Annotated in this window: 17 protein-coding genes; 6 read left to right on the top strand and 11 right to left on the bottom strand. The window is 66.2% G+C overall.

Annotated elements, in window-relative coordinates; all coding sequences use genetic code 11:
- Positions 1-79 precede the first annotated feature (79 nt).
- The 6 genes from PJW05_RS08785 to dinG all read right to left on the bottom strand — a co-directional run bounded on the left by PJW05_RS08785 (position 80) and on the right by dinG (position 8,640).
- Complete coding sequence (locus tag PJW05_RS08785; protein WP_271411325.1) at positions 80-1,225, bottom strand: sugar diacid recognition domain-containing protein; 1,146 nt, start codon at positions 1,223-1,225, stop codon at positions 80-82.
- A gap of 56 nt (positions 1,226-1,281) precedes the next feature.
- The gene (pdxH, locus tag PJW05_RS08780; RefSeq protein ID WP_271411324.1) at positions 1,282-1,929 is read right to left on the bottom strand and encodes a pyridoxamine 5'-phosphate oxidase; all 648 of its coding nucleotides are present in this window, start codon (positions 1,927-1,929) and stop codon (positions 1,282-1,284) included.
- Between the two features lie 48 nt (positions 1,930-1,977).
- Complete coding sequence (locus PJW05_RS08775) at positions 1,978-2,697, bottom strand: OmpA family protein (RefSeq protein WP_271411323.1); 720 nt, start codon at positions 2,695-2,697, stop codon at positions 1,978-1,980.
- 134 nt (positions 2,698-2,831) lie between these two features.
- Positions 2,832-3,980: a serine hydrolase domain-containing protein gene (locus PJW05_RS08770; protein WP_271412192.1), complete on the bottom strand. Its 1,149-nt coding sequence runs from the start codon at positions 3,978-3,980 to the stop codon at positions 2,832-2,834.
- 81 nt (positions 3,981-4,061) lie between these two features.
- Positions 4,062-6,278 carry a beta-galactosidase gene (locus tag PJW05_RS08765; protein WP_271411322.1) on the bottom strand — a complete coding sequence of 739 codons (2,217 nt, stop codon included), beginning with the start codon at positions 6,276-6,278 and terminating at the stop codon, positions 4,062-4,064.
- A gap of 217 nt (positions 6,279-6,495) precedes the next feature.
- Positions 6,496-8,640, bottom strand: a complete 2,145-nt coding sequence (gene dinG, locus PJW05_RS08760; protein ID WP_271411321.1) for an ATP-dependent DNA helicase DinG — start codon at positions 8,638-8,640, stop codon at positions 6,496-6,498.
- A 99-nt stretch (positions 8,641-8,739) separates the two neighbouring features.
- On the opposite strand from dinG, the gene PJW05_RS08755 reads away from it, so the two are divergent.
- Entirely contained in the window at positions 8,740-9,204 is a 465-nt protein-coding gene (locus PJW05_RS08755) for a CopD family protein (RefSeq protein WP_271411320.1), read from the top strand.
- Between the two features lie 33 nt (positions 9,205-9,237).
- Here the strand turns inward: PJW05_RS08755 and PJW05_RS08750 are convergent, their stop codons facing one another.
- The 4 genes from PJW05_RS08750 to PJW05_RS08735 all read right to left on the bottom strand — a co-directional run bounded on the left by PJW05_RS08750 (position 9,238) and on the right by PJW05_RS08735 (position 11,905).
- Entirely contained in the window at positions 9,238-9,999 is a 762-nt protein-coding gene (locus PJW05_RS08750) for a collagen-like protein (protein WP_271411319.1), read from the bottom strand.
- Positions 9,992-10,270: a DUF1145 domain-containing protein gene (locus PJW05_RS08745; RefSeq protein ID WP_271411318.1), complete on the bottom strand. Its 279-nt coding sequence runs from the start codon at positions 10,268-10,270 to the stop codon at positions 9,992-9,994. The genes PJW05_RS08750 and PJW05_RS08745 overlap by 8 nt, the downstream gene beginning before the upstream one ends.
- 124 nt (positions 10,271-10,394) lie before the next feature.
- Positions 10,395-11,117 carry an OmpA family protein gene (locus PJW05_RS08740; protein WP_271411317.1) on the bottom strand — a complete coding sequence of 241 codons (723 nt, stop codon included), beginning with the start codon at positions 11,115-11,117 and terminating at the stop codon, positions 10,395-10,397.
- 95 nt (positions 11,118-11,212) lie between these two features.
- Positions 11,213-11,905: an OmpA family protein gene (locus PJW05_RS08735; RefSeq protein WP_271411316.1), complete on the bottom strand. Its 693-nt coding sequence runs from the start codon at positions 11,903-11,905 to the stop codon at positions 11,213-11,215.
- 130 nt (positions 11,906-12,035) lie between these two features.
- Here PJW05_RS08735 and PJW05_RS08730 point away from each other — a divergent pair, with 130 nt between their 5' ends.
- Both PJW05_RS08730 and PJW05_RS08725 read left to right on the top strand, forming a co-directional pair.
- Positions 12,036-12,533 (top strand): DUF6231 family protein, encoded by a 498-nt coding sequence (locus tag PJW05_RS08730; RefSeq protein ID WP_271411315.1) that lies wholly within the window; start codon positions 12,036-12,038, stop codon positions 12,531-12,533.
- A 3-nt stretch (positions 12,534-12,536) separates the two neighbouring features.
- Complete coding sequence (locus tag PJW05_RS08725) at positions 12,537-13,007, top strand: YchJ family protein (protein ID WP_271411314.1); 471 nt, start codon at positions 12,537-12,539, stop codon at positions 13,005-13,007.
- Between the two features lie 42 nt (positions 13,008-13,049).
- Here the strand turns inward: PJW05_RS08725 and PJW05_RS08720 are convergent, their stop codons facing one another.
- Positions 13,050-13,619 carry a hypothetical protein gene (locus PJW05_RS08720; RefSeq protein WP_271411313.1) on the bottom strand — a complete coding sequence of 190 codons (570 nt, stop codon included), beginning with the start codon at positions 13,617-13,619 and terminating at the stop codon, positions 13,050-13,052.
- A gap of 114 nt (positions 13,620-13,733) precedes the next feature.
- Between PJW05_RS08720 and PJW05_RS08715 the strand changes: the two genes are divergently transcribed.
- From PJW05_RS08715 to PJW05_RS08705, 3 genes are all read left to right on the top strand, one after another.
- A complete protein-coding gene (locus PJW05_RS08715) occupies positions 13,734-14,234 on the top strand; it encodes an LEA type 2 family protein (RefSeq protein WP_271411312.1) in 501 nt (166 codons plus the stop codon).
- Positions 14,235-14,241: 7 nt separating this feature from the next.
- On the top strand, positions 14,242-14,433 hold the full coding sequence (locus tag PJW05_RS08710) for an SEC-C metal-binding domain-containing protein (RefSeq protein ID WP_271411311.1): 192 nt from the start codon (positions 14,242-14,244) through the stop codon (positions 14,431-14,433).
- A gap of 75 nt (positions 14,434-14,508) precedes the next feature.
- The gene (locus PJW05_RS08705; RefSeq protein ID WP_271411310.1) at positions 14,509-15,159 is read left to right on the top strand and encodes a glutathione binding-like protein; all 651 of its coding nucleotides are present in this window, start codon (positions 14,509-14,511) and stop codon (positions 15,157-15,159) included.
- Positions 15,160-15,208: the final 49 nt, after the last annotated feature.

Raw genomic sequence — 15,208 nt, 5'->3', positions numbered from 1 at the left:
CTTGGTTGTTGTTATGGATGCCGGATACAACCCGGAGATTGTGCAGCAATCCCGCCATCCTCAACCCTGTGCGGATGCCCTAGCGCGGCGCCCCAATTCGCGGGCCGACCCGTGCATTGGCACAAGTCCCTTCCTCCAACAAGTCCAGGCCCAGGCAGAGCAACACCAGTTGGTCATGGCGAACATCCTCCAGGCCACCCAGCTCGGCGATGCGCTCGAGGCGGTAGCGCAAGGTGTTGCGATGGATGCCCAGCGCCCGCGCACAGTCCTGGGTATGGCCGTCGTGGTCGCGCCAGCTGAGCAGGGTCTGGCGCAGGACGCCATCCGTGTCTTCCGCCCGCAGTCGCTGCAACGGCCCCAGCCAGCGACGCATCAACCAGTTGTCCCGCTGGGTGAACAGCAGGGTCGACAGCCGATGTTCTTCCAAGCGCAGCAGGCGCTGCGTCGGCCGGCAGGCTCGGGCGAATGCCAACAGCGCCCGGGTCGCCACGGCCGCCTCGCGCAAGTCGCCAATGCTGGCCTGGGGATCGCTGACGCACAGCCGGACAATGCCCCAGCCGCGCTCGTCGGCCAGCTCCAGCCAGGCCTGATCGTCCCGCTCGGCACTGAATGGGCGACAACTGATCAGTTCCCGAGCGGACAAGGGCGCGCAGAGATACCCCTGGCGCGACAGGCTGTCGATGAGCCTGGCCCGGTGCGACAAGTCTTCCTCTTCCGCCAGCTCCAGCAGGCAGACCTGCTGCCGCCAACCGAGCAGCAGGCCAATGCGTTCGGCCTCGGCGGAGAGCTGCACCAGATCGGTCCGGGGATCGGCCAGTTGACACAGCCAGGCTTCCAGCTGGTGCCGCTGCCAGTGCCGCTCGACCTGCAATTGGCGCTGTTCCACCAGCACTTCCGCGGCCATGCGCACCAGTTCCGCATAGGGGCGCACCACCTCCGGCTCACCGGTGATGCCGAGCACACCAATCAGCCGCTCGGCATGGAAGAGCGGCAGGTTCACCCCGGGGCGGACGCCGCGCAGGCATTCCGCTGCCTGGCTATCGATCTCCACCACTCGCCGGTTGGCGAGGACCAGCTGTGCGCCCTCATGACGGGTATGCAGGCGCAGCGGATCCCCCGTACCGATGATCATGCCCTGCTCGTCCATCACATTGATGTTGTAGGGCAGGATCGCCATGGCGCGGTCGACGATCAGCTGGGCAAGGGCGGAATCGAGTTCGAGCATCGGGGTCTCCTGAGCAGCAGGCAGTCTAGCGCCCCGGCATGCCCGTCGGGAAAGGATCAGGGCGCCAGGCGCTCGCGAACCCAGGCGCCGTCCACCAGGCGGTAGTTGAGGCGGTCGTGCAGGCGGCTCGGCCGCCCTTGCCAGAACTCGATGCGCTCGGGCAACAGGCGATAGCCGCCCCAATGCGGCGGACAACCGGGCGCGCTGTCGAGGAAGCGCTGCTCGGTCTGCGACAGCAGGGATTCGAGCTCGGCGCGATCGCGTATGACCCGGCTCTGGGGCGAGGCCCAGGCGCCCAGGCGACTCCCCAGCGGACGCACCTGGTAGTAGGCGTCGGATTCGGCCGGGGTCACTCGCTCCACCCTGCCCTCGATACGCACCTGACGCTCCAGCGCCGGCCAGAAGAAGGTCATGGCGGCGAAGGGATTGGCGGCCAGTTGCTCGCCCTTGGCGCTGTCGTAATTGCTGAAAAAGGTGAAGCCGCGCTGATCCAGGCCCTTGAGCAGCAGCACCCGGCAATGCGGACGGCCTTCGGCATCCACCGTGGCGAGGGTCATGGCGTTGGGCTCGACCGGCAGTTGCTCGGTCTTCACCGCATCGCCGAACCAGTGCTGGAACAGGCTGAAAGGCTCGGCGGGAGCCTGCTCCTCGCTGAGCCCGTCACGGGTGTAGTCACGGCGCATATCGGCCAGGGTCTGGGTCATGGTTGGCAGTCCTGTGTACGGAAAGCCAATAGCTTACCCAAGCCCGGCCTACTTGGTTTGATCCGCCGCAACCACCTGCGTGGACTTGCCCGGCTGTTCCGGCCTGGCCGGCTTGCTGTGCTGGGCGATGAGCGCAACCAGGGTGTCCTGGGGCGTCAGCAGCATTTCGACGCGCCGGTTGAGGGCACGGCCCTGCGGGCTGTCGTTGGCCGCACGCGGCATGTCCGAGCCCAGGCCCTTGAGGGACAGGCGATCGCGCTGCAGGCCGCTCAGGCGGAAGATCGCCGCCACCGCCTGGGCTCGCTCCTGGCTGAGCTTGCGGTTGGCGTCGTCCTTGCCGGAGCTGTCGGCGTGCCCCAGAACCAGCACCCCGGTCTTGGTATCGCCTTCCACCAGCTTGGCCACCTTGGTAATGGGCCCGAGGGTGACGGGCAGCAGCATGCTCGGGCGGTCCGGGTTGAACGAGGGATCGACCGGCAGGGTCACCACCAAGACGTTCTCGCGCCGCTCCACTTCCAGCCTGCTGCCTTTCAGCGCCTCGCGCAGGCGCGGTTCGTACTGGTCGAGCCAGGCCTGGGTCGCCTTGACGTCCACCTTGGCCACCTTCGGTGCCTGGGCCTTCGCCTCGGCGCCGAAGGGCCACCACCAGTGGCTGGCGGCGGTGGCTTTTTCGGGCCTGGCGGGGGCTTCGGCCTTCGGTTGGCCGAGCATGCTGCAACCGGAGGCAGACACGCAGAGAATCAAGGTGGATATCTTCAACAGCTTCATAGGCAGCGCTCCGTACTCGCTGAAAGCCGCACACCGACAGCGCGATGATGGCGATATGACTTCACAATAAGGCTTAAATTCTGGCGGCAAGTCGTTAATCAGCAAAGAAAAAATCTATCCGCCTGACGAGTGGCTCAGCCCAGGCAATCCTTGACCACCCGCGCCAGACGCTGCGCGCGAGGGTCCATCAGCACGTAGGGGCCGAGGGTGTTGGTGACGAAACCGAACGCCAGTTCGCGCTCCGGATCGGCGAAGCCGGTGGAACCGCCCGCACCAGGATGACCGAAGGCGTAGCGGCCCATGCCGTAGGTGGCGTTGGGCACGTCCGGCTGGTCGAGCATGCAGCCGAGGCCGAAGCGGGTGGCGGTCAGCAGGGTGAGGTCTTCGCCCTGGGCATGCTCCCGGGTCAGTTCGGCGAGCAGTTCCGAATCCAGCAACTGACCCTCCAGCAGGGCGGCGTAGAACCCCGCCACGCTGCGCGCATTGCCGTGACCATTAGCCGCCGGCTGCTGCATGCGCCGCCATTCCGGCTTGTTGGTGCTGGTCATGATCGACGGCGGATTGGTGAACGACCGGGTACTGAGCGAGGTTGGCTCGGTCATCATGCATTTGAGCAGGCGCTGTGCCGCGGCATCGCCCAGGTTGCCCTTGGCGCGGGCGATGTGCGCCACGCGATGGAACTCTTCATCCGCCAGACCGAGGTGGAAGTCCAGCCCCAGGGGGTTGGCGACACGGGCCACGATGGCCTCGCCGGGGCCACGCCCCTCGACACGGCGGATCAGCTCGCCCACCAGCCAGCCGTAGGTGATGGGCGCATAGCCGTGGGCCTCGCCCGGCGTCCACCAGGGCTCCTCGGCGGCCAGGGCGGCCGTCATGGCCTGCCAGTCGTAGAGGGCCTCGGCCGGCAGCGCGGCGCGGATCGCCGGCAGCCCCGCGCGATGGCACAGCAGTTGGCGCACGCTGATCCGCGCCTTGCCGGCGGCCGCGAACTCGGGCCAGTAGCGTGCGACGGGGGCATCCAGCTCCAGCTTGCCTTCCCCGACCAGCTGCAGCAGGGTCACCGAGGCGAAGGGCTTGGTGCAGGAGAACAGATTGAGGATGGTGTCGCTGTGCCAGGCCTCCCGGCCATCCTTGTCGGCCACGCCGGCCCACAGGTCGAGCACGGTTTCCCCGCCGACCTGCACGCAAAGGGCGGCGCCGCGCTCCTGCGGGTCGGCGAAGAGTTCGGCGAAGGCGTCTCTCGCCGCCTCGAAGCGCAAGTCGAAATAGCCCTGGGTCTGCACCGGCATGCTCCTGAAGAAATGGAGGCGGCATTGTTCCAGCCTTGCCGCCCCTTGTGAACCGTGCCGAAGACGGGTCGCCCGTCAGGGCTTGCCGACTTCCGCCCGCGCAGCCGGCGCCTTGGCTTCCAGCGGTTTGCCGAGGCTCGCCGCCAGGGCGAGGTTGGCCTTGCGCACCGCCTCGACAAAGCCCTGCCACGGACGATCGGTGATCCCCACCAGGCCGAGGTGGCCGTTCTCGCCGTCGAGCAGACGGCCGGTGGCGGGCTGGTCGAGGTACTGGAACCAATGGGCACCGACGATCAACGGCTCTTCAGCGGCCTTCTTCAGGTACGCGGCATAGGCCGGGCCCCGTTCTTCTTCCTTGTAGACCTCGGCCACACCGCCCCAGAACGGGCCACGATCGCGGGAACCGAAGTGGAACTCGGTGAGCATCAGCGGTTTGTCCAGGCGACGCAGCAGCTCCATGTCCAGCCCGTGCTGCGGCTCGCGGGTGTAGCGGTTGAAGCTGATCACGTCGCAGTACTGGGCACAGGACTCGACGGCCTCGGGTACGGTGGCGGCGAAGCGGCCGCCCAGCAGCAGGTGGTTGGGGGCGTGCCACTTCAGCGAATCGGCGATGGTCTTGAAGTAGGTGTCGGCGTAGAAGCGCTGGAAGCGCTTGAAGTCCTCCTCGATGGCCGGGTGCTCGGGGTTCGGCAGCGGTGCCTCGAACCCCGGGTCCTCCATCAACTCCCAGGCTTGCAGATCGATGCCCCAGGCTTTGGAGAGCCCCTGCTGGTTGCGGTACTTGTCGCGCAGTTGCTTGAGGAAGGCGCGCTTGGCCGGTACGTCGGTGGTCAGGCGCAGGGTGCCGTAGGCCAGGGCGTAGCGGGCTTTCGGGTCCTGGCCGTGGCCGCCCCAGGCCAGTTCGTTGTCGGCGAAGTAGCCCAGCAGCCAGGGGTCGTCCAGATGGTCGCGCGTGGCAATGGCGATGGCCCGTTCCGCCGCCATGGCGAAACGCGGGTCGAAGGGGTCGGGCATGCCGCCCCACCAGTCGAAGCCGGTCTTGATGACATCGAAGTCGCCTCGAATGGACAGCGGCAAGGTGTACGGCATGCGCGGACCGGTGCCGAAAGCGGGATCGCTCCAGTTGCCGACGGTGTTGAAACCCCAGGCCTTGAGGCGCTCCACGCTGTGGCTGAGCCAGCGCTGCGGGTCGTTGCCGCCATGGGTGCGTTCGAGGTTGGCACCATAAAAGTCGTACCAGCGGCCCTGGTTGAAGGCCCGGCCCTTGTTGGCATCGGTGTCGGCCCGGTCATCCCCCTGGCCGAAGTGCCTGGCCAGGGGCTCACCGTCCTTGGGCAATGCCTTGAACATGGCCTCGCGCCCTTCGATGTAGGTCTGGCTCAGGCCCGGCGTGACCGCGTTGACGCCGAGAGAGAAAAAGGGATGGCCTTCCGGCGTGACCAGGAACCAGCGCCCCTTGCGCTTCTCGGTGCGGAAAAAGCCGCTCGCCTCGAAGGTCTCGCCACCCAGCCAGCCACCGTAGGCATCCTGTTGCGGCAGCTTGGCGGTCCAGTCGGCGAGCTGGCGCGCCTCGTCCGCGGCGCCCTTCTTCAACTGCTCGTCGTTCTTCACCTTGCCCGGCCAGTCGGCCCGGGCGTACTGGCCGTAGGCGTCCATCAGACCGTCATAGAGGGCCTCCTGCTGGTCGTCCTGCTCCGTGCCGAAACGACCGAGCAGGATGCTCTGGGCAGCATTCGGCTGGTTGAGGGAGAGGGTCACGGACGCGACCTTGCTGCGATCCAGTTCGCCCTGGACCTGGGTTGCCGGCAGCCAGCGCTTGCCCCCACGCGTCCAGGGTACTGGCGGCGCCGCGCGCATGCCGTGGGCATTCGGCGAGGTGGCGGCCAGGGGCACCAGCAGCGTCTGTGCCGGACCAGCCGGCAATGCCACCTGGGTGGTCAGTACCTTGCCATCGGTGCTCTCGATGGCGACGTCCAGGGTGATGGCCCAATCCTGCGCACTCTGGATGCGCAGGCTCATGGCCTGGGCCTTGGACCAATCCCAGCTACCGCTCTGCGGGGTGAGGCGCAGGCTGGGTTTCTCGGCGGCGTTGAAGGTGAGTCGGCGGAGGATCTCGCCATCGGCGGTGGACTCGGCTGTCACGCTCGGCAGGTTGGCGTCCTCGGTCGCTACCTGCACGGCGTCCAGCGGCCGGACGAAGTTGAACAGGGTCTCTGCCTGGGCGGCCAAGGGAATTCCCACCATCCCGAGGAAGATGGCCAGGACAAGGGGGCGTTTGGGTGTCGAAAGCATCAGACGGGGTTCCCAAGAGAATGCAGTGCATAGACCGCAGGACGTTCGTTTCTTCGCCAGGGGTGCGACAAAACGAAGCGGACCGGGCGGGCGCCGGGGGCGCCCGCAAAAACTGCGGCATCATCGCAGATCGGGGGCGCACAGCGTCAAGGGCGGGGCGATTACGCCGACCGGGAACGCGCGGGCTCGGAGAAATCCCCTGCCCGCCGGCAGGTCATCAGGCGATCTCTCGGCGGAACGGCGGCAACGCGTCGAGGATCGCGCGGCCGTAGCGCTGGGTCACCACGCGGCGGTCCAGCAGCGTGATGGTGCCGCGATCCGCCTCGGTACGCAGCAGGCGGCCGCAGGCCTGCACCAGGCGCAGGGAAGCGTCGGGCACGGCGATCTCCATGAAGGGGTTGCCGCCACGGGCCTCGATCCAGTCGGAAAGCGCCGCTTCCACCGGGTCGTCCGGCACGGCGAAGGGAATCTTGGCAATCACCACGTGCTCGCAGTAGGCACCCGGCAGGTCCACCCCTTCGGCGAAGCTGGCCAGCCCGAAGAGCACGCTGGGCTCACCGTCATCCACCCGCGCCTTGTGCTTGTTCAGGGTTTCCTGCTTGGACAGGTTGCCCTGTATCAGCACGCGCTTGCGCCAATCGCGGTCGAGGCCTTCGAACACGTCCTGCATCTGCCGACGCGATGCGAAGAGCACCAGGGTGCCCCGCGCGCCCTCCACCAGGGCTGGCAGTTCACGCACGATGGCGGCGGTATGCGCGGCGGCATCGCGGGGATCGGCCTTGAGATCCGGCACCCGCAGCAGACCGGCATCAGCGTGCTGGAAGGGGCTCGGCACCACGGCCGTGACGGACGCCTTCGGCAGTCCGGCGCGCATGCGGAAGCGGTCGAACTTGCCCAGGGCGGTAAGGGTGGCGGAGGTCACCAGGGCGCCGTAGGCCACGTTCCACAGGTTGCGGCGCAGGGTTTCGGCGGCGAGGATCGGGCTGGCGTTGACTTCGATGTCATGCAGCGCACCGCTTTCGGCCAGGGTCAGCCAGCGCGCCATGGGCGGGCTGTCTTCCGGGTCTTCGGCGGTGAAGGCGGTCCACAGTTCCCAGTTGCCCTGGGCACGGGCCAGCAGGCTGCCGAACAGCGGGTACCACTCCTCGGCCTGGTGGCTGGCAATGCCGATGCTGCCTTCGCCGTCCATGGCTTCCTTGAGCAGTTCGGTCAGCCGGGTGAAGACGTCATGCAGCCTGGAAAAACCTTTCTTCAGTTCGATGCCCAGCTCCCGCAGGTGCTCGGGGACCACGCCGGCCTCGAAACGATGACGCGGGCGATCACGCCCTTCCATGTCCTCGCCGGCGCGGAAGTCGGCGAGTTCTTCACAGGCATTGAACATGAACTGCTGGTGGGTGCGAAGCTCCCGCGCCAGCTCCGGCACGCCTTCCACCAGGCGGCCGAAATCGCCGGGCAGCGGGTTCTGCGCCAGCAGCTTGGCGAGGTTCTTGGCCACCTGCTCCAGCCAGTCGGCGGTGGAGCGCAGGCGGGTGTAGTGGGCGAAGTGACCGATAGCCTTGTCCGGCAGGTGGTGGCCTTCGTCGAACACGTAGAGCGTGTCGCGCGGATCGGGCAGCACGGCACCGCCGCCCAGCGCCAGGTCAGCCAGCACCATGTCGTGGTTGGTGACGATGACGTCCACCTTGGTCATGCCTTCGCGCGCCTTATAGAAGGCGCACTGCTGGAAATTCGGACAATGACGCTTGGTGCACTGGCTGTGATCGGTGGTGACTCGCGCCCAGTCCTGGTCCTCGATGGCCTCGGGCCAGGCGTCGCGGTCACCGTCCCAGCGGTTGCCCGCCAGGCGTTCGATCATCTGGTTGAGCAGCTTCTGGCCCTTCTCGTCGACGGCGATGTTGAAGCCTTCGTCGGCGAACAACTGCGCGGTGGCGCTCTGCGCCTGGCCTTCCTGCAGCAGCATGTCGAGCTTGGACAGGCAGAGGTAGCGGCCACGGCCCTTGGCCAGGGCGAAGCTGAAATTGAGGCCGCTGTTGCGCATCAGGTCGGGCAGGTCCTTGTGGACGATCTGCTCCTGCAGGGCCACGGTGGCGGTAGCGATCACCAGGCGCTTGCCGGCAGCCTTGGCCGCGGGAATGGTCGCCAGGCTGTAGGCCACCGTCTTGCCCGTACCGGTCCCCGCCTCGACCGCCACCACGGCGGGTTCCCCCTCGCGATGCCCCTCGTCGTCCACGGGAATGGCGCCCAGCGCCTTGGCCACCTCGGCGATCATCAGGCGCTGGCCGTAGCGGGCCTTCAGGCCCTTGGCTTCGAGGAAACGGCTATAGGCGCCCTGGATCTGGGACTTGAGTTCAGTGCTGAGCATGGGAGATGGCGGGGCCGGAATGCTGGATAAATTTTCAGTACTTTAACAGGGCGGCTATGATAGCGCGCCTTCTCTTCCCCGCCGAATGGAGTTGACCGGATGACACCTCACGCCGCCCTTTACGCCCTGCACCTGCTGGCCGCCCTGATCTGGGTCGGTGGCATGTTCTTCGCCTGGATGATCCTGCGACCCGCTGCCGTTGCCACCCTGGAGCCGCCTGCCCGGCTGCGTCTGTGGCTGGACGTGTTCCGCCGCTTCTTCCTCTGGGTCTGGCCGGCGGTGCTGGTGCTGCCCTTCACCGGCGTCGGCATGCTGCACATGTCCTACGCCAGCATGGAGGCGGCGCCGCGCTACGTGCACATGATGATCGGCCTGTACGTGGCGATGCTCGCGCTGTTCCTGCGGGTGAGCGCCCTGCTGCTGCCGCAACTGCGAACGGCGGTGAACGCGGAGAATTGGCCGGAAGGCGGCGCCGTTCTGGGCCGCATCCGCCGGGTGGTGGGGTTCAACCTGCTGATCGGGCTGGCACTGGTGACCGTAGTCGCCATCCGCCCGAGCTTCTGAAGCTGGCGCACAACCCCGTGCGCCAGCGCTCGATCAGAAACGCACGACCTTGAAGCTGCCGGTGCTGCCGGCGGCTCCCGATCGGCCGGACTGGCCGTCGCGGCCGCTCCTGGCGCCATCGGCCTGGTAGAGCAGGCATCCCTTGCCGGCGCCGCCCTGGCCGCCAGCACCACCTTCGCCGGCGGCACCGCCGACGCCACCCTCCAGACGCACACGAACCCGTTCCACGGGGAATGACTCGGGCACCTGCAGACGCACCTGGCCACCGGCGCCACCGGCCTGCCCATCCCCGCCGGGCTGGCCATCCCAGCCACGACTGGCCTCGCCCCAGACACAGCCGGCGGCATCGCCGTCGGCACCCGCCAGGCCAGGATGACCGGGCGCGCCGATACCGCCCCGCACGTCCACGGTCATTTCGCCCACCTGGACATCCACCAGGCGCAGGTCGAGACTGCGGCCCGAGCTGGCCGGCTTGCTCATGCTGCCGGCGGCGCCGGAGGCGGTGATATGGCTGCCGGTACCGATCTCGCCCCGCTGCACCTCCAGGCGAAAGGTCTTATCGGAGGGTGCGATGCCCAGGCGCGCCTCACGCCCCATGCGCAGCTCGCCGATCCGCAGTTCGGTAACCCCCGCCGGGATCAGCAGCGTGGCGTAATCGGCCACCTCGACCCGGTCCAGGCTGAGGCTGCCGGTCCTGGATGGCAGCTTGAGGAGGTTGTGCGCCTCCACCTTCACCTGGCCCTCGGCCAGGGCAATGGGGGCGATCAGGGCGGCCAGCATGACAAGCTTACGCATCACGGGCCTCCTTGCGGCGGTGGCGCGGGATGCCGAGCAGGTGGAAGACACCGAACAGAAGCAGTTGCAGGCGATCGCCCCAGGGACTGGGGCGATCACGCAGCCGCGCGTTGAACAGCATGATTTCGAACAGATGGGCCAGTATCACCAGGGCTCCGGCGATGTTCAGCAAGGTCCCGAATGGTCTGGCGAATGGTGAGAACAGGTTGGCGATGACCACCAACCAGAACAACAGGGCAATGACCTTGCCCACCCCCATGAATACCCGCATGCCTTCCTCCCGGCATTGTTCTAATTCTGCGAAACATACGCCGAAGCCCGGCGGCGTACCAGTTCGCCGCCGGGAAAATTCCGGGATCGCGGGCTCGTCATCGATGCAGGGGCAGGAATGCCCGTCAGCGGTCGACGTGGATTTCCACCCGGCGATTCTGCGCACGCCCCACGTCCGTGCCATTGTCAGCGATTGGCCGACTCTCACCCAGGCCCTCGCTGACCAGCTTGTCCGAAGGCACGCCCTGACTCGCCAGGAAGTCCGCCACACGCCTTGCTCGGCGCTCGGACAACCCCTGGTTGTAGCGCTCGGAGCCCACACTGTCGGTATGTCCCACGACCCTGACACTGATCAGGCTGGCGCTGGTGAGGCGGTTGGCAATGGCCACCAACTGCTCCCTGGCGACAGAGGTCAGTTCGGCGGAATCGAAGGCGAACAGCACGTTGCCCATGTCGCTGAGCACGATCACTTCGTCCTGCGGCGGCGCTTCCGCGGGTGCTTCGGGATACGTCCGCGGCGGGCAACCCCGGTGGTCGACGGGCATGCCGGCAGGGGTTCCGGGGCAATCATCGCGGCGGTCGAACACGCCATCACCGTCGGCATCGCCATCCTGGGCAAAGCAGATGAGACCACCGGCAATCGCGCCGGCTGCGGCACCGCCAGCCGCCCAGGCGGAGTTCTCGATGGCACCCAGTCCGCCGCCCAGCAGGCCGCCGATCACGCTACAGATTGGCCAATTCCCCTGATTCAGCGCGGCGCGGCCATCACTGGACGTGGAAGCGCAACCCGAGAGGAAACTGCTGACCAGAAGAAGGGAAATCGCAACCCGGGGGAGTTGGTTGCTCATGAGAATTCTCCTGTGTCACCGGACCAACCGGTAACACAGGAGTAAAGACCCGGCCCCCACGGCGCACAAGGCGTGCGCCGCAGGTTATCCGAGGATTAGCGGTCGATCTGGATCTCCACGCGACGGTTCATCGCCCGACCGTCCTTGGTGGAGTTGTCGGCCACCGGCTGGCTTTCACCCGCACCACCGACACTGACGATGTTGGAGGCCGGAATGCCACTGCGCATGAGGTAGTCAGCCACCGCGTGGGCGCGACGCTCCGAGAGTTTCTGGTTGTAGGCATCGGAGCCAACGCTGTCGGTGTGACCGGTGATGGTCAACTTGGCGTCCGGTGCTTCGCTCTTCAGGCGAGCGGCAACGTCGTCCAGGACGGCTTCGTCGGCGGCATCCAGCTTGGAAGAGTCGAATGCGAACAGCAGGTCGCGGACAACGATGGTTTCGTGCTCGACCACGACCACTTCTTCAACCATCGGTTCTTCCTTGATCGGGCAGCCATCGGCATCCACCTGGGTGCCGCGCGGAGTACCGGGGCACTTGTCGCGACTGTCGAGAACGCCATCGCCATCCTCGTCACCGTCACCATGCACCCAGCAATAGGCGGCCGCCGTACCGGCGCCGATCAGGGCGCCCCAGCCGGCATAAGTGCCACTTTCAATCGCACCCAGCCCCGCACCTACCACACCCCCTACCGCCGCGCATTTCGGCCAGTCGGTCTTTTGCAGGCCGGCGCAACCGGTGAGCAGGCTTGTCACTAGAATCAGGGGTAAAGCTGTCCGTGTAATGCTCATAAGCGAGTCTCCTCTTAGAATCGGCCCATACCGACAAATAGGGAGTAAAGACGCCAGCCCCGGAAACCGCCAGCACTAGGCCATGACTCGCCTTCAGGCTAGTCTTGACCCACTTGTTCGAGGATTTTCGATGACTGCCAGCTTTTCTTCCCGCACACCCCAGCAAGCCCTTGCGGCCCTGCTCGAACGTTATGTCCCGCAAAGCCTGCTCCTGGTCGGCAACAGCCCGCTCCCGGCACTCGAGGCCTTCGCCGCCGCCCACCCGGACAGCAAGGTGGTGCAGGTGCCCGCCGGACCGTTGCCGGCCGAGCAGGCCGTGCGCCGATTCGATCTTGCACTGCTGGCCGATTGCCTGGAGCACCTGCCCAAGCGCAGCGGCCTGGAACTGTTGGGCGGCATCCGCAACCTCAACGCCAGCCGCGTGGCGGTACTGGCGGATCTCAACGCCTGCGACTGGAAGGACATCGACTTCTTCGCCCTGGCCCTGCAGGCCAGCGAGCGCTTCCGCCGCGACGATCAGACCCTGACCCTGTTCACCTACGACCTGCGCGAATACAAGCAGGTCCCCGACTGGCTCAACGCCAAGTTCTGGGCCAACCCGGAGAATTTTGGAAAGTACTGGTGGTAAGCCATGAGCACTGCGATCTGCCCCTGCGGTAGCGGCAACCTCTTGGAAGTCTGCTGCGGCCGCCATCATGCCGGCCACCCCGCGGCCAGCGCCGAGGCGCTGATGCGTTCGCGTTACAGCGCCTATGTGCTGGGCCTGGTGGACTACCTGGTGGCTACCACCCTGCCCGCCCAGCGCGCCGGGCTGGATGTCGAGTCCATCCGCGCCTGGAGCCTGTCCAGCACCTGGCTCGGGTTGGAGGTGGAGGGTCACGAAGTACTGGGCGGCCAGCCCGAGCACGCCTTCGTCACCTTCACCGCGCGCTGGCACGACCAGGGCGGCGAACACAGTCATCGCGAGAAATCGGCCTTCGTCCAGGCAGACGGCCGCTGGTACTTCCTCGACCCGACCGTGCCGGTGAAGGTGGGCCGCAACGATCCCTGTCCGTGCGGCAGTGGCGAGAAGTTCAAGAAGTGCTGTTCGAGCTATTTCTGAATCGATCGCGAAGAGGCCCGCTGGTTGCGGGCCTCCGTCTGGCTATTTGCGCTCTTCCAGGCGCAGGTGCGAGGTGTCCGGCGGCGGGGCGGCCGAAGGTGCCTTGACCTGTCCCATGTCACTGCCTGCCGGCGCCACACTGATGCCGGAAAAATCGAAACGCGGCGGTGAAGTCTGCGGCTTGGCGTCCTGCAGGTCGGCGCCGACCGGCGCGATACCGAAATCAGGTGCGTCCACGCCAGCGAAGGCGGCCATGTACTCATCGCGCGGCACGACCTTGAGGCGACCCGTCGCGGCGGCCGGCACCGGCTGGGGAGCCGACGCGGAAAGGGCCTCGGCGTCCGGCTCGGGCGGCGGCGCCAGTTCCACCTCTTCGATTTCCGGCTCCATGGACACCACCTCGACCAGCGCCCCCGCACGCTCCAGGGTCGAGCGGTACTTCTCCGCGGCTACTTCATCCAGGTTGTTCTTGAGGATTACGCGCCGACCGGAGAACAGCATGGCAACGCGCTGGGCGTCGGCCTGGAACAGCTTGGCCAGATTCGCCTGCACCCGTTCCAGTTGCGCACCGGGTACCAGCTTCCCGGAAAAGGCGATTTCGTAACGACCCATTGGTCACACTCCTGTCCGAATTGCCCTGCAGTATGGCGCAGCTTTTTTTCGGCCTACAACCGCTTGCGGCCGAGCAGTTGCTTGTTACACTGGAGCCCTACTTGGAGTATCGCGATGTTTTACCAGGCGCAAACGATAAGAATTCTCAGCCTACTGTTTATCTTCGCCCTACCTTTTTCGGGCCTCAGTGGATGTTCCACCTGGATCAGCAGCAGCTTCCAGGACCCCGATGTGCGTCTGCTCAAGGTCGACGTGGTGCGCGCCAAGCTGCTGGAACAGCAGTTCGTGCTGCGCTTCCGCATCGACAATCCCAATGACGTCAGCCTGCCGGTACGCGGCCTGGCCTACACCGTCTATCTCAACGACGTGAAGCTCGCATCCGGCGAGTCCAGTACCTGGTTCACCGTCCCCGCCCGTGGCAACCAGACCTTCGAGGTTCCGGTACGCACCAACCTGTGGCGACACATGAAGTACATCGTCAAGCTCCTGGAAAAACCCAACGAGCCCATCAAGTACCGCCTCCAGGGCGAAGTGAAGACCGGGCTGATGTTCGGCAAGAGCGTGCACCTCAGCCGCAATGGCGAGATAATCCCCGGCAGTTACATCCCGGAGTAGAACCTTCATGAGTCAAGAACCCCACGTCCATGGTCCGAACTGCAACCACGACCATGACCACGATCACCACCATGTGCATGGCCCGCATTGCAACCACGACCACCAGGAGCCAGTGCGCAACCCGCTGAAGGAAGTCGGGCGCAACGACCCCTGCCCCTGCGGTAGCCAGAAGAAATTCAAGAAGTGCCACGGCGCCTGATGCGCGTGCACTCAACCAGGCCCGCCTAGTGCGGGCCTGTTCGTTTCAGGCCAGAGCCCCCTTGGAGTCTTCTCGATGATCGATCTGTATTACTGGACCACACCCAACGGCCACAAGATCACCCTGTTCCTCGAAGAAACCGGCCTGCCCTACCGCATCCACCCGATCGATATCGGCAAGGACGAGCAGTTCCAGCCGCACTTCCTCAAGGTCTCGCCGAACAACCGCATCCCCGCCATCGTCGACCACCAACCGACCGATGGCGGCGAGCCGGTTTCGTTGTTCGAGTCCGGCGCCATCCTGCTCTACCTGGCCGAAAAGACCGGCCGCTTCATCCCCCACGACCTGCGCGGCCGCCAGGAATGCCTGCAATGGCTGTTCTGGCAGATGGGCGGCCTGGGTCCGATGGCCGGGCAGAACCACCACTTCAACCGCTTCGCCCCGGAAAAGCTGCCCTACGCCATCCAACGCTACGTGAAGGAAACCGCCCGACTCTATGGCGTGCTTGACCGGCGCCTGGCCGATCGCGCCTTCGTCGCCGGCGACGTGTACAGCATTGCCGACATGGCCATCTACCCCTGGATCGACCGCCATCCCTGGCAGGAGCAGAACCTGGACGACTTCCCCAACCTCAAGCGCTGGTACCAGGCCATCAAAGCCCGCCCGGCCACCCTCCGCGCCTACGCAGTCGTGGAACGGATCAACCCGGCCACCGGAAAAAAGTAGGGGCGGCGGCGCTTGCGTGGCACGGGGCGGCTCACTAACGTAGCGCGTT

It is taken from the genome of Pseudomonas sp. Q1-7 (assembly GCF_028010285.1).
Lineage (GTDB): Bacteria > Pseudomonadota > Gammaproteobacteria > Pseudomonadales > Pseudomonadaceae > Metapseudomonas.
This window is presented reverse-complemented; position numbering and strand designations above follow the sequence as displayed.

Coding starts and splice junctions, on each gene's coding strand:
- PJW05_RS08745 (WP_271411318.1), bottom strand. CDS start 10,270: ATGCGGGTATTCATGGGGGTGGGCAAGGTCATTGCCCTGTTGTTCTGG.
- pdxH (WP_271411324.1), bottom strand. CDS start 1,929: ATGACCCAGACCCTGGCCGATATGCGCCGTGACTACACCCGTGACGGG.
- PJW05_RS08710 (WP_271411311.1), top strand. CDS start 14,242: ATGAGTCAAGAACCCCACGTCCATGGTCCGAACTGCAACCACGACCAT.
- PJW05_RS08730 (WP_271411315.1), top strand. CDS start 12,036: ATGACTGCCAGCTTTTCTTCCCGCACACCCCAGCAAGCCCTTGCGGCC.
- PJW05_RS08785 (WP_271411325.1), bottom strand. CDS start 1,225: ATGCTCGAACTCGATTCCGCCCTTGCCCAGCTGATCGTCGACCGCGCC.
- PJW05_RS08765 (WP_271411322.1), bottom strand. CDS start 6,278: ATGCTTTCGACACCCAAACGCCCCCTTGTCCTGGCCATCTTCCTCGGG.
- dinG (WP_271411321.1), bottom strand. CDS start 8,640: ATGCTCAGCACTGAACTCAAGTCCCAGATCCAGGGCGCCTATAGCCGT.
- PJW05_RS08735 (WP_271411316.1), bottom strand. CDS start 11,905: ATGAGCATTACACGGACAGCTTTACCCCTGATTCTAGTGACAAGCCTG.
- PJW05_RS08705 (WP_271411310.1), top strand. CDS start 14,509: ATGATCGATCTGTATTACTGGACCACACCCAACGGCCACAAGATCACC.
- PJW05_RS08715 (WP_271411312.1), top strand. CDS start 13,734: ATGTTTTACCAGGCGCAAACGATAAGAATTCTCAGCCTACTGTTTATC.
- PJW05_RS08775 (WP_271411323.1), bottom strand. CDS start 2,697: ATGAAGCTGTTGAAGATATCCACCTTGATTCTCTGCGTGTCTGCCTCC.
- PJW05_RS08755 (WP_271411320.1), top strand. CDS start 8,740: ATGACACCTCACGCCGCCCTTTACGCCCTGCACCTGCTGGCCGCCCTG.
- PJW05_RS08720 (WP_271411313.1), bottom strand. CDS start 13,619: ATGGGTCGTTACGAAATCGCCTTTTCCGGGAAGCTGGTACCCGGTGCG.
- PJW05_RS08725 (WP_271411314.1), top strand. CDS start 12,537: ATGAGCACTGCGATCTGCCCCTGCGGTAGCGGCAACCTCTTGGAAGTC.
- PJW05_RS08750 (WP_271411319.1), bottom strand. CDS start 9,999: ATGCGTAAGCTTGTCATGCTGGCCGCCCTGATCGCCCCCATTGCCCTG.
- PJW05_RS08740 (WP_271411317.1), bottom strand. CDS start 11,117: ATGAGCAACCAACTCCCCCGGGTTGCGATTTCCCTTCTTCTGGTCAGC.